Consider the following 19,124-nt stretch of genomic DNA (forward strand, 5'->3'; position numbering starts at 1 on the left):
GAATTACTTCAGGTCGTCAACCATCTGAATGGCGCGGCCGAGGTAGTTGGCAGGCGTCATCTGCTTCAGGCGCACTTTCTCTGCTTCCGGCAGTTCAAGGCTGTCGATGAAGGCTTGCATGCCTGCCGCATCCACGCGTTTGCCGCGCGTCAGCTCTTTCAGCTTCTCATACGGCTTCTCGATGCCATAACGACGCATCACGGTCTGGATTGGCTCGGCCAGCACTTCCCAGTTGTGATCCAGTTCGTCCAGCAGGCGATCGCGGTTCACTTCCAGTTTAGAAATCCCTTTCAGCGTGGCCTGATAGGCGATCAGCGCATAGCCGACGCCAACACCGAGGTTGCGCAGCACGGTGGAATCGGTCAGGTCGCGCTGCCAGCGTGATACCGGCAGTTTGCTGGCCAGGTGCTGCATCACCGCATTGGCCAGACCCAGATTGCCTTCAGAGTTTTCGAAGTCGATAGGGTTAACCTTGTGCGGCATGGTGGAAGAGCCAATTTCGCCGGCAATGGTTTTCTGTTTGAAGTGATTCAGGGCGATGTAACCCCAGATGTCGCGGTCAAAATCGATCAGGATGGTGTTGAAGCGCGCCATGCAGTCAAACAGCTCGGCGATGTAGTCATGCGGCTCAATCTGCGTGGTGTACGGGTTCCAGCTAATACCCAGCGAGGTCACAAACTGCTCGCTCAGCTGGTGCCAGTCCACTTCCGGATAGGCGGCGATGTGTGCGTTGTAGTTGCCGACCGCGCCGTTGATTTTGCCCAGCACTTCGACGTTGCTCAGCTGACGCAGCTGGCGTTCCATGCGATAAGCCACGTTGGCCATCTCTTTACCCATGGTGGACGGCGTTGCCGGCTGACCGTGGGTGCGCGACAGCAGCGGAATATCACGATACTCCTGCGCCAGGCCTTTCACGGCAGTGATGATCTGGTTCCAGAACGGCACGATCACCTCACGGCGTGCGGTTTCCAGCATCAGCGCGTGTGACAGGTTATTGATATCTTCGGAGGTGCAGGCGAAATGGATAAATTCAGACACCGCGTGCAGTGCCGGCACGTTAGCCACTTTCTCTTTCAGAAAGTACTCGACCGCTTTCACATCATGGTTGGTGGTGCGCTCAATGGTTTTGATGCGCGCCGCATCTTCTTCGCTGAAACCGGCGACAATGGCGTCAAGGAAAGCGTTTGCGTCGGCGTCAAATGCAGGAACTTCCTTGATCTCTGCGGTCGCGGCCAGTTTCTGTAACCAGCGAACTTCAACCTCAACGCGGAATTTCAGCAAACCAAATTCGCTGAAAATCGCACGCAGCGGGCTGACTTTATCGCCGTAACGACCATCGACAGGTGAGACGGCGGTCAGAGAGGATAATTCCATCAGTGCAACTCCTGAATCGTTAACAATTTAGGGCAGGGCGGCGCTTAATACGCCGGACCCAGCCGGGATAAAAGGGTTTTAGCTTCACGCAGCAGGCGCTGGCGCGAAAACATCAGCTGCAGACGACCACCACCCACCTGCTGCCACAATACCGCTGCGCGGATACCGGCCAGCAGCGCGGCGCGCACCTTACTCTGCACCTGCGAATTCTGCAGCACCTGCGGCGAACCGGTGACCTGAATGCGCGGGCCGAGCGGGCTGATCACGTCGACATAAATGCCGGCCATGGCGCTGGTGATGGTGTCTGATTCCAGTTCATAGTGCGCCAGCTGACGATCAAGCTGGCTGACGCGCTGCGCCAGCGTGTTCAGCGCGGTTTTATTACCGTGCAGCTTACGTTCCAGCACCATCAGGCTCAGCGTATAACGCGTCAGTTCGGCACTGGCGCCCTGACGGCTGCCGCTGTTGAGCACCGCCATCAGCGTTTCAAGGCCAGCACGCAGGTTGGCTTCATCATTACCAAACACCGCCAGCGTTGAGCCAGGGTTCAAATCCAGCAGGCTGCGCAGCGAGACCTGCAGCGCCGCGTTGTTGCAGTGCCCCTGATGCGCCAGTTGCTGCACCAGATGCGCTGCCTGACAAACGCCGGCCAGCGCCAGCGTTATTTCATAATAGTTTTTAGCCACGCTTAACTCCTGTAGACGCGTCGGCAGCGCCGACTCAGGCTTCTGCCAGCGGCAGGCGCTGTTCAATAATACCGCCACCGAGGCACACGTCACCAAGGTAGAATACCGCGGACTGGCCTGGCGTCACGGCCGCGACCGGCTCATCGAAACGCACTTCAATACGATCGTCACCGTGCGGAATAATTTCGCAGGGAATGTCGCTCTGACGATAGCGGGTTTTCACCGTGCAGCGCAGCGCTTTCGTCACTGGCTGGCGATCGACCCAGTGCAGCTGCTGGGCGATCAGGCCCACCGACATCAGGCGCGGATGATCGCCGCCCTGCGCGACTATCAGCGTATTGCGCGCCACGTCTTTGTCGACCACATACCACGGATCGTCATTGCTCTCTTTGCGTCCACCAATGCCCAGACCTTTACGCTGGCCCAGGGTGTGGTACATCAGCCCCTGATGTTCACCGACGATTTCACCGTCAACGGTTTCGATCACGCCCGGCTGCGCCGGCAGATAACGACCGAGGAAGTCGCGGAATTTACGCTCGCCGATAAAACAAATGCCGGTGGAATCTTTTTTCTTCGCGGTGATCAGATCGAGCTGTTCGGCGATGCGGCGCACCTCGGGCTTCTCCAGCTCGCCGACCGGGAACAGGCTCTGCGCAATCTGCTGGTGGCTGAGCGTGTACAGGAAGTAGCTCTGATCTTTGTTGCCATCGAGACCGCGCAGCAGCTGGCTTTTACCGTCCACATCGGCACGGCGCACATAGTGACCGGTAGCGATATAATCCGCGCCGAGATCGTCCGCGGCGAATTCAAGAAACGCTTTGAACTTGATCTCTTTGTTACACAGGATATCCGGATTCGGCGTGCGCCCGGCCTTGTACTCTTCCAGGAAGTGCTCGAACACATTGTCCCAGTACTCGGCGGCGAAGTTGATTTTGTGCAGTTTGATGCCGAGCTTGTCACACACGGCCTGTGCGTCAGCCAGATCGTCAGCGGCGGTGCAATACTCCTCGCCATCGTCTTCCTCCCAGTTCTTCATGAACAGGCCTTCTACCTGATAGCCCTGCTGCTGCAGTAACCAGGCGGAAACGGAAGAATCGACGCCGCCGGACATCCCGACGATCACTTTTTTCTGGCTGTTGTCAGACATGACGCACTCTTAATTACGATAAAAACAGGCGGCGCATTCTATCACGCGGAAGCGTTGTGCGCACCCTCATGAAACGGCCACTGATACGGCGCCACCAGCTGCAGCGGATAGCGGGCACCCTGCTGCCACAGCCGCACGCTTTCGGCCACCAGCGGCGATCGCAGCGTGTCTGCGGTGAGAATCTGCTCCGGCGACAGCCACCAGCAGCAGTCAATATCGCTGTCGTGCGGCGTGGTGGCAACGGTGGCAGGCAGATCGAGGCCAAACAGAAAACGCACAAAAGGTGTATGGTCCGGCGCGATCCACTGCTGTACGCCGAGGAAATAGGCGGGCTGAGCGCTGATGCCGGTCTCTTCATACAGTTCGCGCTGCGCCGCTTCCAGCAGCGTCTCATCGGCCTCCAGATGTCCGGCCGGCTGATTCCAGGTAATGCGTCCGTCGACACGCTCTTCCACCACCAGCAATTTACCCTGCGCGTGCACCAGGCAGGCGACGGTTACATGAGGTTTAAACATCGTTTCTCCTGAATCGTTAACCTGACGTTATCGAAGTGGCTCACTTCAGGCGCGATCGCTGATATCGCGCCATGTGCCCGGCGCCAGGTCCTGCAGCTGATAATCACCGATGGCATAACGGATCAGCCGCAGCGTCGGAAAGCCAATGTGGGCCGTCATGCGCCGTACCTGGCGATTGCGTCCTTCATACAGCGTGATTTTCAGCCAGCTGGTGGGAATGGCTTTACGCTCGCGGATCGGCGGCGTGCGCGGCCACAGCCAGGCGGGCTCGGGCACCACTTCCGCGCCGGCCGGGAGCGTGACGCCATCGTTGAGCGTTACGCCACTGCGCAGGCGGGATAAATCTGATTCCTGCGGCACGCCTTCCACCTGGACATAGTAGATTTTGCCGGTGCGTTTGCCCGGCTGCGTCAGCTGCGCCTGCAGTGCGCCATCGTTGGTCAGAATCATCAACCCCTCGCTGTCGCGGTCGAGCCGGCCTGCGGCATACACCTCGCTCACCGGCACAAAATCTTTCAGCGTGCGGCGACCGGCCTCATCGCTGAACTGCGGCAGAACATCGAAAGGTTTGTTAAAGAGTATGACGCGACGCGGGCCTTTTGGCCGCGTGTCGCGCCGCGCGGGGGCAGCGGGGCGCTTATGCTGGTGAATTCGTTGAGAAGTTTTTCGCATGGGCTTTGCAGTTGGTAACAATCGGCGCATTATAGCGCGAAACTGCGGTGATTGGCGTGGCGGAAATATTCAAGTAGTATTGACGCGCATCTTACAAATCATTAACAAAAAATCGCTCGAAGGAGAGGTTAATGGAAAGCAAAGTAGTTGTTCCGGCGGAAGGTCAAAAAATCACCCTGGATCAGGGCAAACTGAATGTCCCGAATAACCCGATCATCCCCTACATTGAAGGTGACGGTATTGGGGTTGACGTTTCCCCGGTGATGCTGAAAGTGGTTGATGCCGCTGTGAAGAAAGCCTACAACGGCGAGCGAAAAATTTCCTGGATGGAAATTTACACCGGCGAAAAATCCGTCGAACTCTATGGCCAGGATGTCTGGCTGCCGCAGGAAACCCTCGATTTAATCAAAGAGTACCGCGTGGCCATCAAAGGCCCACTGACCACCCCAGTCGGCGGCGGTATTCGTTCTCTGAACGTCGCGCTGCGCCAGGAACTGGACCTGTACGTGTGTCTGCGTCCGGTACGTTACTACACCGGCACGCCAAGCCCGGTTAAACGTCCTGAAGATACCGACATGGTGATCTTCCGCGAAAACTCCGAAGATATCTATGCCGGTATCGAATGGAAAGCCGGTACGCCGGAAGCGGACAAAGTGATCAAATTCCTGCGTGAAGAGATGGGCGTGAAGAAAATTCGCTTCCCGCAGCAGTGTGGTATTGGCGTGAAGCCGTGTTCAGAAGAAGGCACCAAACGTCTGGTGCGTGCTGCGGTTGAATACACCATCACCAATGACCGTGATTCACTGACGCTGGTGCACAAAGGCAACATCATGAAGTTCACCGAAGGCTCTTTCAAAGACTGGGGTTACCAGCTGGTGAAAGAGGAGTTCGGCGGCGAGCTGATCGATGGCGGTCCGTGGATGAAGTTCAAAAACCCGAACACCGGCAAAGAGATCATCGTTAAAGATGTGATCGCCGATGCCTTCCTGCAGCAGATCCTGCTGCGTCCAGCCGAGTATGACGTTATCGCCTGTATGAACCTGAACGGTGACTACATTTCTGATGCCCTGGCGGCACAGGTTGGCGGTATCGGTATCGCCCCGGGCGCGAACATTGGTGACGAATGTGCACTGTTTGAAGCGACCCACGGTACCGCACCGAAGTACGCAGGTCAGGATAAAGTGAACCCAGGTTCCGTGATCCTGTCAGCGGAAATGATGCTGCGTCACCTGGAGTGGTTCGAAGCCGCAGATCTGATCGTTAAAGGCATGGAAGGCGCCATCGCCGCTAAGACCGTGACCTACGACTTCGAGCGTCTGATGGACGGCGCTAAACTGCTGAAATGTTCAGAGTTTGGTGACGCGATCATCGCGAACATGTAATTTGCCCTGAGCAAATGCAACATGAAAGGGAGCCTTTGGGCTCCCTTTTTTTTGTGCTGGCTGCTGGCGAAACCGCGCCCTCTATTCCGCTGGAGGCTGTAACTGGCCTATCTGGCTGTCGCGCGCTTGCGACAAACGCCAGAAATCATTGCCGGCCGGATGCTGGTAAATCCGCAGCGAAAACTGACCGACGATGGCGTAGATGAATTCAAATATCGCCGACTGGGAATTCTCGTAATCGACCCACAGCACCGAAGAGGTAAAGCAATAAACCTCTACCGGCAATCCCTCCGGTGACGGTTTCATGGCGCGCACCACGATATACATATCTTTTTTAATATCGTCGCGCTGCGCCAGCCAGGCGGTGAGATAGTGACGGAACACGGTGAGGTTGGTGATGCCGTTTTCCGCAAACCAGCGGTCGCCGACCACGCTGCTATCGCGGCCATCCATGAGTCTCGAAAGCTGCTCGCTGACGCCGCGAATCTGGCTCATCTGCTGCACCATCGATTGATCGAGAAAGCGAATGGAGGTCTGATCGAGATGAAAGCTGCGCATAATTCGCCGCGCGCCGGAGGAGAACATCGCCTGCCAGTTGGTGTAGGTTTCGGTGAGGAAATTTTTGGTCGGAATGCGCGACAGCGTATTGTCCCAGTTGCGGATGGTGATAGTGTGCAGGGCGATATCAATCACTTCACCGCTGATGCCGTTATCCGGCATTTCAATCCAGTCGCCAAGCTGCAGCACATCGTTGGATGACACCTGAATATTGGCCACCAGCGACAGCAGGGTATGCTGAAACACTAACATCAATACCGCCGCGACCGCACCCAGACTTGAAATGATGATCACCGGCGATTTGTTCGACATGATGGCCAGAATCATGATGGCGGAAATAATGTGCACCAGGATCTTACCGATCTGGATATAGCCTTTGATCGAATGATTCTTGCGCTTCGACTTACGCGAGTAGGAGTTGTTAACGATCTCCAGCACTTCATTGAAGAACAGCGACAAATAAACAAAAAACAGAATGCCACAGATGGTTTTCACCGCGATCAGCAGATGCTCGGGCAGATCCGGCATAAACTGCAGCAGGTAATAAACGGTGATGACCGGAATGAAATTCGACAGTTTTTCTGAAAGCCGGACGTCTTTATCCAGCGGAACCTGGTTTTTATGCGTGCTAAAGAACACGCGACGCACCACTTTCACCACAAAGAACTTACAGATCAGGTGGGTGACCATGCCGACAACCAGCAAAAGCAGCAGGCTGAAGGTGGCGGAGAGAACGGTATTGCCTTCAATAAACGTTTGTATGTCGCGTAAGTAATTCATTTTAACCACATGCCGGCCGGTTGAGGCGGGAATTCAAACATAAAGCTGTCGCGGACGATAAGCGACGCGTGCGCAATCGTGCGGCTAAGAAACCAGCGCCTTGCGCGCCGCCTCGGCGAGAAAATGGCTGCGGCTGCTGTAGCGCGCATTGTTACTGACCATCTTATCGATCTTCTCAATCAGCAGGTGCGGCATAGTGATGTTGATGCGTTCGGATTTGCCCAGATAGCGGGTGACGTCAATATCAACATATATCCACACGCCAGGCTGGCTAAATTCCTGCTGCCAGTGCTGTGCTGGCTCAGGAATTAATAAGCCTTTCTCTGCCATCAGTTCAAAATGGGCGTGCAGCGCAGACTGCGCATCCTGCAGCGTTTGCTCGGGCGTGTCACCGGCAAAATAACAGCCGGTGACATCCGGGAAATAACCACTGGCCGAGCCGTCAGCGTCAATCTCTACCAAAGCGGGAAACAGCATAATGTCACCTCTGAGCAAGCGAAATAAAACCAGCATGGATTAATCCAGCCTGGCGTCTTTCAGGATCTGCATCAGCGTGCCTTTCTTCATATCTTTCTGCGGATGCGGCACGGTGATCAGATGAGCAAAATCCGGGTGCGAGAACTGATGATGACTGCCGCGTATGCGCTCCAGTTTCCAGCCATTCTTTTGCAGCAGTTTAATCAGCGTCGCGCTCTTCATGGGATTTCCATCGGTGAAATTATACACACACTACACACTGATGCAAGGCGATCCCGGCCATCACATCGGCGGTTCACGGCCAAACTAACCGGGACGGCCGCGACAGGCACCCGTAGTTGCGGCATTCTGCGTGCTGTTTTCCACGGCTTTTTCCCGCTGCGATAGCGGTTTGCGCAAAACTTTGAAACAGTTAACATCCCGGCGGCGCTGCACGTGCCATTTGCGTGCTGAACCGTTATCTTCTGCGTTCATCAATCCGGAGGTGCTATGCAAGGTGTGATCAAGTTTGTTAAGGGCTGGCTGATTTTTTCCCTGCTGTGGGGCGTTTTTATGTGGTTTGTTTCCTGGCAGGCGCAGGGTAAAGCCTTAGGAATGATGGTGGTGATGAGCCTGTATGCCGGTCTGATTTATCAGGCATTAATGACCATGGTGGCGCGCTATAAAGCACGGCGAGCGCAGGCCTGATTATTCACAACTGCCGACATAGCTTTGCGTCGTGCTGACGCTAATTTGCAGGACATCCGGCAAGCTGAGCGCTCATCAATCAGCGTGAGAGGCGGGCAGGATGGGGAAGACGTTACTGACGGGATGGTTTTTATTGCTGTTATCTCTGGCGGCCAGCGCACAGTTGCCAGCAGGACCGTTAATACTGACAGCGCAGCATGGACGCCATCTGGCGGGACACAGCGCGACAGCTGATATCGCCGAGACGCCGGATGAACACATTCAGGAGCGGCGGGATGGCGTGCCGCAGCGGCATTGATGATCGGGGCCGCGCGGGCCCCGATGGCCGGGTGATTATTTACGCCCCAGCAGGAAACCCACAATCACGCCGATGCTGGCGGCAACCGCCAGTCCGGTCGCGGGATTATCGCGTACCGATCTCACCACGCAGTCCGCTGCATCCTGCACCGCATAGCTGGCTTGCGCCGGATAGCGTCGCGCGGCACCACGTGCCTGATGGCGGCGTGAACCGGTTAACTCGCCAAATTTTTCCTGTACGGCACCTGCCGCTTCATTCAGTTTTGCTTCCGCTTTATCGGTCATGTTAACTCCCTGAGAGTGGTGAATGTCTCTTTCAGCGTAGACAGAGAAGTGCAGACCGGCAACCTGGTGGCTTTTCAGGATGTAACAGCGGTTTGCAGGAATCGCGAAGCCTGTCCATACCTGGAAAGGGCCTGCGCAAGCCAGCGCAGCGCTGACTGAACGGAGGAAAAATGAAACGCGATATCCTGAATGAAGACGATTACGATGAAGTTTGCCGGGTGATTGGCGATGCCGTGATTGTACTTTCCGAGTGCGGTCATGAAACCCGACGCGAGGAAATTGCCCGTCTGCTGCAGCGCACGCGGCATCATCGTGCGCACGATGAACGCGATGAGCAGCGTATGCTCGAGCACGCGATCCGTCTGGTACGGCCGTAAGCGCAGGGCGTCACGCGGACGCCGTCACTGCTGGCCGCGATACGCCGGATACCAGCTCACCAGGAAGTGGCGCAGGTGATCAAAACACCATTCGGCATCGTCCGCCTGCTGGCAGTAATAGCGAAGGGTCACCTTCTCATAGCGGCGATGGCGCTGCTGCAGCGGCGACCAGCTCCAGTCCAGCACTGCGCGTGCATAGTTGACCAGCGTGCCGCTCTGCATGCTGTGCTGCTGCTCCTGACGGCGCAGATAGGTTTCAAAGGCCTGATCGAGGCTCTGCGTTTCTTCGCTGCTGCAGGCCTGCGTCGGCCGGAACGCCACATCCAGAAAGCCGCATACGCCGTCCGCGCGCTGCTGCCAGTCACAGGCCAGCGTCATGAACAGGCCGTCCTGTAAATTCACCTCTTCCAGCAGGCGGCGCAAATTTTCGGAATGTTTACCGGCAGCGATCTCATCAATGCGATCGGTTTCCAGCGTCAGGTCAAAACCGCACGCGTTGACCGAGCCATCCGCGTTGCGCGTGGCCGGGAAGGGGAAGTCGATATAACCGTTATTGTCCAGACTCTTTTCCATCATGCAGGTCCGCAGCGTGACAAACGCTGACAATAAACCATCTGCGCGTGCGACGCACGGTTTATGGGCACGTCCAGGTAATCATGGTGTTGCGGGCAGGGTTAATCAGGCGGAACTGTTTGTCGCTCAGACGCTGCGCATAAAAGCCTTCCGGCGTAACGGCGAAGGGAACGTAGCGAAAGCGGTCGGTGGAGTGCAGGGCGCCGCTGCTTAGCGTCACGCCATCGCGCGCCACTGAAAATGAATTCACCAAATCAAAAATACGCCCTTCGGTATGGCCCAGCGACTGGCCGTCAAGCGTCGCTACTTCGCCGGGGCAATCGACGCCTTTCGGCGTGGAACTGCAGCCGGCCAGCAGGAGAAGCGTGAAGAGAAAACTGAGTTTTAACATGGTCCTGTTCCTGGGCGTTCCCTGATGAATTCTGGCCGGCCAATACGCAGCGCTGCTTCGATCATAGCATGTCTGACGCTGCTGCCCATTTGCCATTTGTTTAATCGTTAAGCGGTAAGCATGTAAAGGGGTGACTTTGGTAGCAGATAAACGGTATTCTTGCCAGCGTTGCGCACCAGGTAAGCAAAACAAGGGTAAATCCATGAGAGAAGAAGAAGCCAGTTTAATGATTCTTCAGCACGCGATTGATAAGTTAGACGCCGACAAAAAACAGCAGGTGATGAACTGCGTGACGGCGATCCATGAGGTTATGCAGCGTTTTGATCCCGACGATGCCGGGCTGGCGCTGATGCTGGTGGCCGCGCAGGTCGCGGCAGAGTAATCCCGCCATTGCCCTAACCGTTTATTTCACCCACCAGCCAGCGGTGAATCACCCGTACCATATATTGCTGCGCTCTGCCGTTAACGGCTGATGCGCAGCAATGCCGTGCCATTTGGCCAGACAACTGCGGCAACAGGTTGCCGTGGCGTGCTGGGCGATAAACACCGGATGGCCGCGCATCGGCGTCTGTTTGCCATCATTCTTCGGTTCGGCCGCGGCCAGTCTTTGCTGGATAAAATCCGCCGCATGTTGATCGATTACCGCCGGACCTTTCTCAATACAGTACTGACGCTCTTTGGCACCTAAGTGGAAGCGGCGGCGAAACGCGGATTTTGCCAGGCGCGCGAACAGCGCATTTTCATCGTGCATACTCTCCTCCTGGCGCAATCTTAGCGCATTTTACTTAACTCGTTACAAAGATATCCGTAACGCAGAAAAATCTATTAAATCATGCTGATAGCGTCATTCTGCTCACCTGCAATCGGCCGCCTGCTGTCACCGTCTGCCGCACCGGCTGCGCTTGTGTGTTACCCTCAGAATCATTAAATTCCTGCAAAATCATCATGATGTAACCCCAATGGAGAATCCCATGAAGGCGATAACGCTGGTGGTGGGCCTGCTGGCCTGCCAGATTGCCCCCGCGTGGAGTGAAAGCGAATTCCAGATCACCTGTCCGGGCCGCCCCACCATGACGGTGTCACGCGCCGCCTACGGTCTCAGCACCCTGATGTGGCCAACCCGGCATTTCCAGATTGCCGCCGGTCAGCAGCGCACGCGTCTGCAGGACGGCGATAAAGTCGCCATCACCCGCTTTCGCAATGGCGATCAGCTGATCGTGAACAAAAACAGTGGCGAAACCTTTTTCGTCTACGCCGACAGCGATAAGCTGATGCCGTGCAACCGCACGGAAAAACGCGATATCGACATCCTGTCGCTGGAGCGCTACGACGACAGCCAGCACTCCTCTTCATAATGCCGCCACAAGGAGCTGACCATGCAGTTAAGCATTACGGATAGCGTGACTCATCAGGATCTGGATGAAATGCGCCTCGGACTGAACGCCTACAACAGCCGTTTTATTGACGTCAACGAGATGAAAGCCATCGGCGTGTTTATCAGGGACAGCGCAGGGAAAAAGCTGGCGGGGCTGACCGGCTCAACCTACGGTAACTGGTTACGCATCGACATGTTGTGGGTCAGCGATGGGTTGCGCGGGCAGGGCGCCGGCAGCCAGCTGATTAAGGCCGCCGAACAGGAAGCCCGCGCGCGCGGTTGCCGTTACGCGCAGGTGGATACCGCCAGCTTTCAGGCGCGGCCGTTCTATGAAAAACTTGGCTACACGCTGCGTTTCAGCCTTGACCACTATCCGCGCGAACACCAGCGCCACTATCTGAGCAAAACGCTGTAATCACAGCAGTGGCTGCTGGCGCAGATCCAGCGGCGACTGTTCTGCCTCGTCAATGGCGGCCAGCCAGCTTTGCAAATCCACCTTCGCCCACGACAGATGCCCGCGCGTGGTGCTCATCAGCACCACATCCGGACGCAGCGAGCGATACAGCTCCAGCGACTGCTGCAGCTCGGCGGGATTGCTGTCCGGCACCAGCACGCTAATCCAGCGGTGATAATCGCGCGTCAGGGTGTCACCCACGAACAGATAAGTGTGGCCGAGCGGCGAATGGTACAGGTAGCTGCAGCTGCCCGGCGTATGGCCCGGCGTCGGCAACAGGTGAAAATCGCCAAAGTGCACCTCCTGCTGGGTGAAGGTTTCGTCCGGCTCAATCACCAGGCTTACCGGCCCGAGCGAGCGGCTGTGGCAATACAGCGCACTGTTGAAACGCTGCTGAATCGCCCGTGCGCCCGGCGCAGCTTCATGCCAGTGGGTAAAATAGTGGCGAATCACGCCGCCGGCATCCGCCAGCGCTTCATGGTCGAGCAGCTGCTCGACGCGACCAATCAACAGGTTGCCGCGCGGATGGCGCAGCATAAACCCGTGCATCATTAAATCATTTGCCGTCTCTTCCGCGGGAAATTCCGGCGTGGAGATCCACAAGTCTTCGTACAGCGGCTTCAATAGCGGTCTCCTGCGGCAAACGCTCAACGCAACGTGGGATGGCCGGTAAAGGCTAACCGCGCTGCGCCCTGGTCAATCTCAAGCGTGGCGCTGGCACCAAGCGGCAGCGTCACGGTATCGGCATCATGGCCAAACGGCAGATCGCTGATCACTGCAATCTGGTACTCGTCACGCAACCGCTGCCACACCGTGGCGAAATCAAAGCCGTTGTCGTAATTGGACAGGGCGGTGCTGGTGAAGCTGCCGGTTACGATGGCTCGCTGACGCGCGAGGATGCCGCTCTGCTGGAGCTGGATCAGCATACGCTCAATGCGGAACGGATGCTCATTGACATCCTCGATCACCAGAATGCCGTCCTCAATCTGCGGCAGCCACGGCGTGCCAATCAGCGAGCAGATCATCGCCAGATTGCCGCCCCACAGCGTGCCCTGCCAGCGGCCGCGATCCGGGCTGGCGCTGGGCCATGCCAGATTGACTGTAGGAGATGTTAGCGCCTGCCAAAAGTGCGCGACGGTAAATTCAGATAAAGCCTCCGCGCCAAAATTGCCAGCCAGCATCGGTCCGCTGAAGGTGATCAGCCCGGTTTGCGCCAGCAACGCTAGCTGAACGGCGGTGAAATCACTGTGGCCGCACAGCGCGACAGGCTGATTAAGCAGGCGGCGCTGCAGCGCCACATAGTCGAGGTAATCGAGCAGGCGCGAGGCACCATAGCCGCCGCGCACCGCCAGCACGATATCCGGCAGAGTAGTGAGCGTTGCCAGCTGATTGACATCCTGCAGGCGCTGCGCGTCATCGCCAGCGAAACGCTGCCAGCGACGCGCGATAGCATCGAGATTTTGCAACTGATGGCCTTCCGCCTGCAGGCGCTCCACCGCGCGCCGGGCGGCGTCCTGATTGTGACAATAACCGGAAGGGGCGATGAGGCGTATTGAACGAGGGGCGAGCATAACTTCCATCCTGCTGTCTGTTGGCCTGCCGATGATGACGAAATGCGTTACTGAAGTCACGGTAGCACAAGGTTTTTTACGTATTTAGGATAAACGGTAATTTTACCTTTTACCGTCATGGTTATGATAGCTTGCGCCAATCCTATAGCGGAACCAAAAATCAGTGAAAATTCGACTACTTATGCTGTCTGCTTTGCTGCTGGCTGGCTGTGCCAGCGAGCCGGAAAAACCGGTGACGCCGGAGAGAAATACGCCATTAACCCAGGCACCGCCGTCCAAAGTGAATGATGCATGGTCACTGTTTACCGAAGATGCCGCCAGTCATTATGGCGTTGATGAGAAGCTGATCAGCGCCATTATTAGTGTCGAATCCGGGGGCAACCCAACCGTGGTGAGCCGTTCAAATGCGGTCGGGCTGATGCAGATTAAGGCCGCCACTGCCGGGCGCGAAGTGTATCGCGCGCAGGGACGCCACGGCCAGCCGAGCAACTCAGAACTGCGCGATCCGGCGAAAAATATCGATATCGGTGCGGCCTACATCCGAATCCTGCAGGACTCCGCGCTGGCGGGCATTCGCGATCCGCTGACGCTGCGCTATGCCACCATTGTTTCCTATGCCAACGGCGCCGGTGCGCTGCTGCGCACCTTCTCGCGTGACCGCGATCGCGCCATTGCGATGATCAACGCCATGACGCCGGATGAGTTCTACCAGCACGTGCAGAACAAGCATCCGGCCGCGCAGGCGCCGCGATACTTGTGGAAAGTCACCACCGCCTATCGCACCATCGGATAATGCCGCTGGCGGGGCTCAGCGCTGTGCGCGCTGTGCCGCGCCCTCATTCGAGGCATCGCTGAGGTTGATGCGCGGCAGTACGCCGCCGGTGAACTCCACCCGACGCATCGGGAAGGCAAAGCGAATCTGCTTCTGCTCCAGCTGCGCCATCAGCTGCAGGTTAATCTCCTGCTGAATATCCATATATTTGTTGTAATCGGCGCTCAGCACGAAATAGACCACTTCGAACGTCAGCTGTGATTCGTCAAACGACAGGAAGTGGGCGCGATCGAAACGCGTGTCCGGCACGCTTTCAATAATACGTTGCACCATGCCGCCAATCTGCCGCACTTTCTCCGCTGGCGTGCCGTAATTAATCCCGAACTTAAACACGATGCGCCGCTGCTGCATGCGTTTGTAGTTATGGATGGTTTGCTGCAGCAGAATGGTGTTAGAGCAGACAATCTGTTCGCCACCAAGGCTGCGCAGTCGCGTGGTTTTCAGGCCAATGTGCTCAATTGAGCCGGCGATGTCACCAAACACAATAAAGTCGCCGTGCTCGAAGGGCTTATCGAAGCCAATCGCCAGCGAGGCGAACACATCGCTCAGCACCGTCTGAATCGCCAGCGCAATGGCGATACCGCCGACGCCGAGGCTGGCCACCAGCGCGGTAATGTTAATCCCCATGTTGGAGAGGATCGCCAGCAGCATCATCACCCATACCACGACACGCAACAGAATGCCGAGAATCACCGTGGTGACCGGATTACGCACGTGCAGCGGATCGCGTAGCAACGAGTGCAACCACAGGCGAATGCCGCCGTCGATCCACAGCGTAAGCTGCAGAATCAGCGCCAGGAACCAGCCGTGGGCGATGGCGACGCTCCAGCTGTCCGGCAGATCCACAAATTTCAGCGTTATCAGCAGTGAGAAGATCAGCAGCAGCAGCTGACTGGTGCTGCGCAGAATCTCCACCAGAATGCCGGTGAAGCGTACGTGGCGCTGTTCGCTGTAGCGGGCAATACGGTTAGAGACAAAACGGATAACGGTGCGCAGCAGCCAGTAAACAATCAGCGTGCCGAACACAATGATGGCGCTATTAATCCAGAAGTTTTGATTGAGAAAAATGAGTTGCAAATGGTGGGCAGAAAGCCAGTTTTCCATTGGGGAGAATCTCCTTGCTGGGAGCCGGTTAAAAGAATGTGCAAGGAGAAAGCATAGACTACGTTGGCGTCGCGCGGGACGCCAGCGGATTACTGGAAGCGATTGGCTTTGTCACGCGCCAGTCGTTCCAGCGCGAAAATCACCTGCTGCAGCTGACGTTCCTGTACCGGTTCGATAGCGGTAAAACGGAAGCTGAGGCGCGGCGTGATGCGGGTTTCGTTCTTGCTGGTGACGGTGCTGCGCTCACCGATATGCAGCAGCTGTGCGGTGACTTCGAACTGGCCATATTCACCCAGCTCCACGCGCAGCTTTTTAAAGGTATCACCGCGATTAAGCCCTTCCGGCAGCGTGTCGTCCAGCAGCACGCCGACGCCGCCAAGCGACAGATCCTGCAGGCGAAAGCGTGCGGTGCTGCCGTCCGGCCACTGGCTGTGGCAGTAAAACACCGGTTCGAGCGGCGCGTTGACGCGGAAGAACTCGCGTCGCTGAATCTGCCACACCAGGTCGGGCAGATCGGCGGCAAAGGCGGGCAGGCCTTCGTAGTCGATGCGGGTTAAGCCCTGCAGGCCGAACTCGACTTTGGCACCGTGGGTTTCAGCTGCAATATTCACTTCGCCGCCCTGCAGTGCTAAATCATTGTCCAGCGCGTTGCTGCCGAGGTCAAAAATGACCCGCTGTTCATCGGCCGCCAGCAGCCGGCTAATGAACTGACCACGGGAAAAATTGACCATCAGCAGGGTTTGATAACGCAACAAATCCTTCATTACGTTTAAAACCGCTAACGTACCGCGCTTGAGATATTGTTCTTTATCGGCGTCTTTCACGTCCTGCTCCACCTGTCCGATTGCTATTTTAGGAGTGCCACTGCTCTTCGTCGGTTATCGACCCAGGCGGTAAAAGCTTTAGCCGGTGTGAACCTATTCATCATGACGTTGATGTAGCAGAGAAAAAATTCCCGGCTATACTTAGCGCGATGAACACCTTGATTCATAACGTAAGGAGCAGCAAATGGGTATTCTTTCATGGATTATTTTTGGTCTGATTGCCGGGATTATCGCTAAATGGATCATGCCAGGTAAAGATGGCGGCGGATTTATTTTGACCGTGGTACTCGGGATTGTCGGTGCGGTGGTAGGTGGCTGGATCAGTACCCTGTTCGGCTTTGGCCGGGTTGACGGCTTCAACTTTGGCAGCTTCGTGGTCGCGGTGATTGGTGCCATTGTGGTGCTGTGGATCTACCGCAAAGTCCGCAGCTGACGCTACGTCACGATTTAAGAGGATCCGCAGTCCCGTCCGGGGCTGCGGATTTTTTTATGCCGTCAGAAATCGTAGCCCACGGTGGCGGTGAGCGTCCGCTCGGCACCGCGATAGCAGTAACCGGTGCCGTAGCACGCCGCCAGATACTTTTTATCCGTCAGGTTGCTGGCATTGAACTGCAGCCAGGCACCTTTCAGACCCGACTGCCACGCGCCCAGATCGGCGCGCAGCGAGGCGTCAAACAGCGTTACCGACGGCAAACGGGTGGTGTTCTCGTTATCGGCCCACTGGTGGCCAATGTAGCGCACCCCGGCACCGGCGCTCAGGCCGTAATCAAACTGATAGTGCCCCCACAGCGACGCCATGCTATTTGGCGTGACGTACGGCGTATGGCCGTCGTTGCCATCCACGGAATTCTTGAAGCGCAGATGGTTGAGCGTATAACCGGCAATGGTGCTGAACCGTTCGGTCAGCTGGCTGCGCGCCTCCAGTTCAATGCCCTGCGCATGCACTTTGCCGGACGGCGTGTAGGTACCGTCCAGCACGTTACGGTTGGCCACATCGTTCTGCGTCAGGTCATAAATGGCTACGCTGTAGAGATCGCGCGTGCCGTTGGGCTGATATTTTACCCCGGCTTCATACTGTTCCGAGGTGGTCGGTTTCAGCTGATTCCCGTCGGGATCGGTCAGCGAAGCCGGGGTAATCGCCTGGCTCCAGCTGACGTACGGCGACACGCCGTTATCGAAGGCGTATAGCAGCGCGGCGCGGCCGCTGACGTGATCGTCCTGACGACGACTGTTGCCGTTCTCTGACACGATGCGGTCATAGCGGCCGGAGAGATCCAGATGCCAGCGCTGCCACGCTATCTCATCCTGCAGATAGAGGCCGCTCTGGTAATAACGGCGCGTCTGTGCTGTCCAGAGGTAATCCGGCTGGCTGCCGATGGCCTCGCCGCTCCAGGCATTAAGCGGTGAGGCAGCGCCACTGGCGTCGCTCAGTTCATTTTTGTAGCGGTGATATTCTGCGCCAAGCGTGACGCGATGCTGCAGCGCACCGCTGGCAAACTCCGCCTGTAACTGGTTATCGGTCGCCCACGCGCTCAGCGAAGAGCGCTCACCGGAGTAGTAGCGGTTGAGCAGGTCCGGATTGTCGCTGTTCCAGCCAATCTGATACACCTGATCGAGCGCCACGTTGGAATGGCTGTAGCTGCCGGTGCTGTGCACCGACCATACTTCATCGAAACGGTGCGAGAAGTCGTAGCCGTAAATCTGCTCATGCCGTTTGAACTGATCCAGCGCGCTGTTGCCCTCATAAAAACCGTCGCTCAGCCAGCGGCCATTGTGGCTGTACAGCGTGCCTTCCGCCGGAACGGAGCCGTGATAGCCGCCCGAAGGATCCTTTTCCAGATAAGCACGCAGCAGCAGGCTGGTGTCTTCGTCCGGCTGCCACAGCAATTGGGGTGACAGCGCGTATTTCTCTTCGCGCGTATGATCATACTGGGTATCGCTGTTGCGCGTAATGCCGGTCAGGCGGTACGCCCATTGATCGTTAATCGCGTCGGTGTAATCAAACGCGGCGCTGTTGCTGGTATTGCTGCCGGTGGCAAAGCGTAAATGGCCCTGTGAAGCAAACTGCGGCCGCTTCGTGACCATGTTCACCAGCCCGCCCGGCACCGTCTGGCCATAAAGGGCAGAAGAGGGGCCTTTAATTACGTCGATGCGGTCAAGGAACCAGTTGTCTACCTGCAGAATGTTGAAGCTGCCGCCGTCGCTCATCACGCGCAGACCGTCAAGGAAGGTGTTGTCGACGTCACCGCCGTGGAAACCGCGCAGCGAAATGGTGTCGTAACGCGTGGCCGCGCCACCAAAGTTGGTGAACACGCCCGGCGTGTAACCCAGCGCCTGATTCAGGTCCTGTGCGCCCTGATCATCAATCTGCTGGCGCGTCACTACGGAAATGGATTGCGGCGTGGTAACCAGCGGACGATCGCTTTTGGTGGCGCCGCTGCGGGTGGCGAGATAGCCGTCGGTGGGCGACGTGGCGCTCTCCTGTGGCTGGGCGGTAACCACCAGAGAAGATTCGGCAACGCCGAGTGCCGGAAACGCCAGCGCCAGCGCGCAGAGCAGCCGGCCACGGTTAAGGGAGAACAGCGCGGTCATAATGATTCCTTTGGCTGAGAACAAAAGCCGCACCACACCAGCGCGGCGGTTAATGATGAGAAAAAGAGTCATTTTAAGATTGAGAATTATTATCTTTTAGTAAGGGGTGTTTCAAGATGTAAAAGATAAGTAATGGAAAAGTGTGATGCGCAGGGGGGATGCCGCAGCACC

The 19,124-nt window shown here is 56.9% G+C and carries 25 protein-coding genes and 1 pseudogene; 9 read left to right on the plus strand and 17 right to left on the minus strand.

Annotated elements, in window-relative coordinates; genetic code table 11:
• Window positions 1-3 precede the first annotated feature (3 nt).
• From purB to rluE, 5 genes are read right to left on the minus strand one after another with little or no spacing between them, the layout of a single operon-like run.
• The gene (purB, locus tag MXF20_RS02520; RefSeq protein WP_325967493.1) at window positions 4-1,374 is read right to left on the minus strand and encodes an adenylosuccinate lyase; all 1,371 of its coding nucleotides are present in this window, start codon (window positions 1,372-1,374) and stop codon (window positions 4-6) included.
• Window positions 1,375-1,418: 44 nt separating this feature from the next.
• Window positions 1,419-2,060 (minus strand): high frequency lysogenization protein HflD, encoded by a 642-nt coding sequence (gene hflD / locus MXF20_RS02525; protein WP_325967495.1) that lies wholly within the window; start codon window positions 2,058-2,060, stop codon window positions 1,419-1,421.
• 34 nt (window positions 2,061-2,094) lie between these two features.
• Entirely contained in the window at window positions 2,095-3,207 is a 1,113-nt protein-coding gene (gene mnmA, locus MXF20_RS02530; protein ID WP_325967496.1) for a tRNA 2-thiouridine(34) synthase MnmA, read from the minus strand.
• 41 nt (window positions 3,208-3,248) lie between these two features.
• On the minus strand, window positions 3,249-3,722 hold the full coding sequence (locus MXF20_RS02535; RefSeq protein WP_325967497.1) for an NUDIX hydrolase: 474 nt from the start codon (window positions 3,720-3,722) through the stop codon (window positions 3,249-3,251).
• Between the two features lie 45 nt (window positions 3,723-3,767).
• Window positions 3,768-4,424 carry a 23S rRNA pseudouridine(2457) synthase RluE gene (gene rluE / locus MXF20_RS02540; protein WP_325967498.1) on the minus strand — a complete coding sequence of 219 codons (657 nt, stop codon included), beginning with the start codon at window positions 4,422-4,424 and terminating at the stop codon, window positions 3,768-3,770.
• 101 nt (window positions 4,425-4,525) lie between these two features.
• On the opposite strand from rluE, the gene icd reads away from it, so the two are divergent.
• Window positions 4,526-5,776, plus strand: a complete 1,251-nt coding sequence (gene icd, locus MXF20_RS02545) for an NADP-dependent isocitrate dehydrogenase (protein WP_325967499.1) — start codon at window positions 4,526-4,528, stop codon at window positions 5,774-5,776.
• A gap of 81 nt (window positions 5,777-5,857) precedes the next feature.
• On the opposite strand, the gene MXF20_RS02550 is transcribed toward icd, so the two are convergent.
• The 3 genes from MXF20_RS02550 to MXF20_RS02560 all read right to left on the minus strand — a co-directional run bounded on the left by MXF20_RS02550 (window position 5,858) and on the right by MXF20_RS02560 (window position 7,813).
• Window positions 5,858-7,114, minus strand: coding sequence for a mechanosensitive ion channel family protein (locus tag MXF20_RS02550; protein WP_325967501.1), 1,257 nt, complete (start codon window positions 7,112-7,114; stop codon window positions 5,858-5,860).
• A gap of 84 nt (window positions 7,115-7,198) precedes the next feature.
• On the minus strand, window positions 7,199-7,591 hold the full coding sequence (locus MXF20_RS02555) for a type II toxin-antitoxin system HicB family antitoxin (protein ID WP_022548759.1): 393 nt from the start codon (window positions 7,589-7,591) through the stop codon (window positions 7,199-7,201).
• Between the two features lie 39 nt (window positions 7,592-7,630).
• Complete coding sequence (locus MXF20_RS02560; protein ID WP_010617212.1) at window positions 7,631-7,813, minus strand: type II toxin-antitoxin system HicA family toxin; 183 nt, start codon at window positions 7,811-7,813, stop codon at window positions 7,631-7,633.
• Window positions 7,814-8,080: 267 nt separating this feature from the next.
• Here MXF20_RS02560 and MXF20_RS02565 point away from each other — a divergent pair, with 267 nt between their 5' ends.
• Window positions 8,081-8,278, plus strand: a complete 198-nt coding sequence (locus MXF20_RS02565; protein WP_325967502.1) for a DUF6404 family protein — start codon at window positions 8,081-8,083, stop codon at window positions 8,276-8,278.
• A 100-nt stretch (window positions 8,279-8,378) separates the two neighbouring features.
• Complete coding sequence (locus tag MXF20_RS02570) at window positions 8,379-8,576, plus strand: hypothetical protein (protein WP_325967504.1); 198 nt, start codon at window positions 8,379-8,381, stop codon at window positions 8,574-8,576.
• A 35-nt stretch (window positions 8,577-8,611) separates the two neighbouring features.
• Here MXF20_RS02570 and MXF20_RS02575 read toward each other — a convergent pair whose 3' ends face one another.
• The gene (locus MXF20_RS02575; protein WP_325967506.1) at window positions 8,612-8,860 is read right to left on the minus strand and encodes a CsbD family protein; all 249 of its coding nucleotides are present in this window, start codon (window positions 8,858-8,860) and stop codon (window positions 8,612-8,614) included.
• Window positions 8,861-9,030: 170 nt separating this feature from the next.
• Here MXF20_RS02575 and MXF20_RS02580 point away from each other — a divergent pair, with 170 nt between their 5' ends.
• Entirely contained in the window at window positions 9,031-9,237 is a 207-nt protein-coding gene (locus MXF20_RS02580) for a DUF2767 family protein (RefSeq protein ID WP_058769647.1), read from the plus strand.
• A 24-nt stretch (window positions 9,238-9,261) separates the two neighbouring features.
• Here the strand turns inward: MXF20_RS02580 and MXF20_RS02585 are convergent, their stop codons facing one another.
• Complete coding sequence (locus tag MXF20_RS02585; RefSeq protein WP_325967944.1) at window positions 9,262-9,810, minus strand: hypothetical protein; 549 nt, start codon at window positions 9,808-9,810, stop codon at window positions 9,262-9,264.
• Between the two features lie 61 nt (window positions 9,811-9,871).
• Complete coding sequence (locus MXF20_RS02590; RefSeq protein WP_325967508.1) at window positions 9,872-10,201, minus strand: hypothetical protein; 330 nt, start codon at window positions 10,199-10,201, stop codon at window positions 9,872-9,874.
• Between the two features lie 202 nt (window positions 10,202-10,403).
• Here MXF20_RS02590 and MXF20_RS02595 point away from each other — a divergent pair, with 202 nt between their 5' ends.
• Window positions 10,404-10,583: a hypothetical protein gene (locus MXF20_RS02595; protein WP_031279245.1), complete on the plus strand. Its 180-nt coding sequence runs from the start codon at window positions 10,404-10,406 to the stop codon at window positions 10,581-10,583.
• Between the two features lie 13 nt (window positions 10,584-10,596).
• Here the strand turns inward: MXF20_RS02595 and MXF20_RS02600 are convergent.
• Window positions 10,597-10,952 (minus strand): annotated as a pseudogene (locus tag MXF20_RS02600) (DUF4186 domain-containing protein).
• Window positions 10,953-11,172: 220 nt separating this feature from the next.
• Here MXF20_RS02600 and MXF20_RS02605 point away from each other — a divergent pair.
• Both MXF20_RS02605 and MXF20_RS02610 read left to right on the plus strand, forming a co-directional pair.
• The gene (locus MXF20_RS02605) at window positions 11,173-11,556 is read left to right on the plus strand and encodes a hypothetical protein (RefSeq protein ID WP_325967510.1); all 384 of its coding nucleotides are present in this window, start codon (window positions 11,173-11,175) and stop codon (window positions 11,554-11,556) included.
• A gap of 21 nt (window positions 11,557-11,577) precedes the next feature.
• Window positions 11,578-11,991, plus strand: a complete 414-nt coding sequence (locus tag MXF20_RS02610; RefSeq protein ID WP_325967512.1) for a GNAT family N-acetyltransferase — start codon at window positions 11,578-11,580, stop codon at window positions 11,989-11,991.
• Here the strand turns inward: MXF20_RS02610 and MXF20_RS02615 are convergent, their stop codons facing one another.
• Together MXF20_RS02615 and ldcA are read right to left on the minus strand one after the other, a co-directional pair.
• On the minus strand, window positions 11,992-12,654 hold the full coding sequence (locus tag MXF20_RS02615; RefSeq protein ID WP_325967514.1) for an MBL fold metallo-hydrolase: 663 nt from the start codon (window positions 12,652-12,654) through the stop codon (window positions 11,992-11,994).
• A gap of 23 nt (window positions 12,655-12,677) precedes the next feature.
• The gene (gene ldcA / locus MXF20_RS02620; RefSeq protein ID WP_325967516.1) at window positions 12,678-13,601 is read right to left on the minus strand and encodes a muramoyltetrapeptide carboxypeptidase; all 924 of its coding nucleotides are present in this window, start codon (window positions 13,599-13,601) and stop codon (window positions 12,678-12,680) included.
• 163 nt (window positions 13,602-13,764) lie between these two features.
• On the opposite strand from ldcA, the gene emtA reads away from it, so the two are divergent.
• Window positions 13,765-14,394, plus strand: a complete 630-nt coding sequence (emtA, locus tag MXF20_RS02625; protein WP_072208615.1) for a membrane-bound lytic murein transglycosylase EmtA — start codon at window positions 13,765-13,767, stop codon at window positions 14,392-14,394.
• A gap of 15 nt (window positions 14,395-14,409) precedes the next feature.
• On the opposite strand, the gene MXF20_RS02630 is transcribed toward emtA, so the two are convergent.
• Both MXF20_RS02630 and MXF20_RS02635 read right to left on the minus strand, forming a co-directional pair.
• A complete protein-coding gene (locus tag MXF20_RS02630; RefSeq protein WP_325967518.1) occupies window positions 14,410-15,537 on the minus strand; it encodes a mechanosensitive ion channel family protein in 1,128 nt (375 codons plus the stop codon).
• Window positions 15,538-15,626: 89 nt separating this feature from the next.
• Window positions 15,627-16,361: a flagellar brake protein gene (locus tag MXF20_RS02635; protein WP_325967520.1), complete on the minus strand. Its 735-nt coding sequence runs from the start codon at window positions 16,359-16,361 to the stop codon at window positions 15,627-15,629.
• Window positions 16,362-16,545: 184 nt separating this feature from the next.
• On the opposite strand from MXF20_RS02635, the gene MXF20_RS02640 reads away from it, so the two are divergent.
• Complete coding sequence (locus MXF20_RS02640; protein WP_021506355.1) at window positions 16,546-16,794, plus strand: GlsB/YeaQ/YmgE family stress response membrane protein; 249 nt, start codon at window positions 16,546-16,548, stop codon at window positions 16,792-16,794.
• Window positions 16,795-16,856: 62 nt separating this feature from the next.
• On the opposite strand, the gene MXF20_RS02645 is transcribed toward MXF20_RS02640, so the two are convergent.
• Window positions 16,857-18,953, minus strand: a complete 2,097-nt coding sequence (locus MXF20_RS02645) for a TonB-dependent siderophore receptor (RefSeq protein ID WP_325967522.1) — start codon at window positions 18,951-18,953, stop codon at window positions 16,857-16,859.
• Between the last annotated feature and the right edge of the window lie 171 nt (window positions 18,954-19,124).

The sequence above is a fragment of the Pantoea dispersa genome, assembly GCF_035783935.1.
Lineage (GTDB): Bacteria > Pseudomonadota > Gammaproteobacteria > Enterobacterales > Enterobacteriaceae > Pantoea > Pantoea dispersa_C.

Coding starts and splice junctions, on each gene's coding strand:
- MXF20_RS02610 (WP_325967512.1), top strand. CDS start 11,578: ATGCAGTTAAGCATTACGGATAGCGTGACTCATCAGGATCTGGATGAA.
- purB (WP_325967493.1), bottom strand. CDS start 1,374: ATGGAATTATCCTCTCTGACCGCCGTCTCACCTGTCGATGGTCGTTAC.
- MXF20_RS02590 (WP_325967508.1), bottom strand. CDS start 10,201: ATGTTAAAACTCAGTTTTCTCTTCACGCTTCTCCTGCTGGCCGGCTGC.
- MXF20_RS02555 (WP_022548759.1), bottom strand. CDS start 7,591: ATGCTGTTTCCCGCTTTGGTAGAGATTGACGCTGACGGCTCGGCCAGT.
- MXF20_RS02630 (WP_325967518.1), bottom strand. CDS start 15,537: ATGGAAAACTGGCTTTCTGCCCACCATTTGCAACTCATTTTTCTCAAT.
- MXF20_RS02605 (WP_325967510.1), top strand. CDS start 11,173: ATGAAGGCGATAACGCTGGTGGTGGGCCTGCTGGCCTGCCAGATTGCC.
- rluE (WP_325967498.1), bottom strand. CDS start 4,424: ATGCGCCGATTGTTACCAACTGCAAAGCCCATGCGAAAAACTTCTCAA.
- MXF20_RS02595 (WP_031279245.1), top strand. CDS start 10,404: ATGAGAGAAGAAGAAGCCAGTTTAATGATTCTTCAGCACGCGATTGAT.
- MXF20_RS02580 (WP_058769647.1), top strand. CDS start 9,031: ATGAAACGCGATATCCTGAATGAAGACGATTACGATGAAGTTTGCCGG.
- MXF20_RS02645 (WP_325967522.1), bottom strand. CDS start 18,953: ATGACCGCGCTGTTCTCCCTTAACCGTGGCCGGCTGCTCTGCGCGCTG.
- MXF20_RS02585 (WP_325967944.1), bottom strand. CDS start 9,810: ATGGAAAAGAGTCTGGACAATAACGGTTATATCGACTTCCCCTTCCCG.
- MXF20_RS02535 (WP_325967497.1), bottom strand. CDS start 3,722: ATGTTTAAACCTCATGTAACCGTCGCCTGCCTGGTGCACGCGCAGGGT.
- MXF20_RS02640 (WP_021506355.1), top strand. CDS start 16,546: ATGGGTATTCTTTCATGGATTATTTTTGGTCTGATTGCCGGGATTATC.
- MXF20_RS02550 (WP_325967501.1), bottom strand. CDS start 7,114: ATGAATTACTTACGCGACATACAAACGTTTATTGAAGGCAATACCGTT.
- ldcA (WP_325967516.1), bottom strand. CDS start 13,601: ATGCTCGCCCCTCGTTCAATACGCCTCATCGCCCCTTCCGGTTATTGT.
- MXF20_RS02560 (WP_010617212.1), bottom strand. CDS start 7,813: ATGAAGAGCGCGACGCTGATTAAACTGCTGCAAAAGAATGGCTGGAAA.
- MXF20_RS02565 (WP_325967502.1), top strand. CDS start 8,081: ATGCAAGGTGTGATCAAGTTTGTTAAGGGCTGGCTGATTTTTTCCCTG.
- icd (WP_325967499.1), top strand. CDS start 4,526: ATGGAAAGCAAAGTAGTTGTTCCGGCGGAAGGTCAAAAAATCACCCTG.
- MXF20_RS02570 (WP_325967504.1), top strand. CDS start 8,379: ATGGGGAAGACGTTACTGACGGGATGGTTTTTATTGCTGTTATCTCTG.
- mnmA (WP_325967496.1), bottom strand. CDS start 3,207: ATGTCTGACAACAGCCAGAAAAAAGTGATCGTCGGGATGTCCGGCGGC.
- MXF20_RS02575 (WP_325967506.1), bottom strand. CDS start 8,860: ATGACCGATAAAGCGGAAGCAAAACTGAATGAAGCGGCAGGTGCCGTA.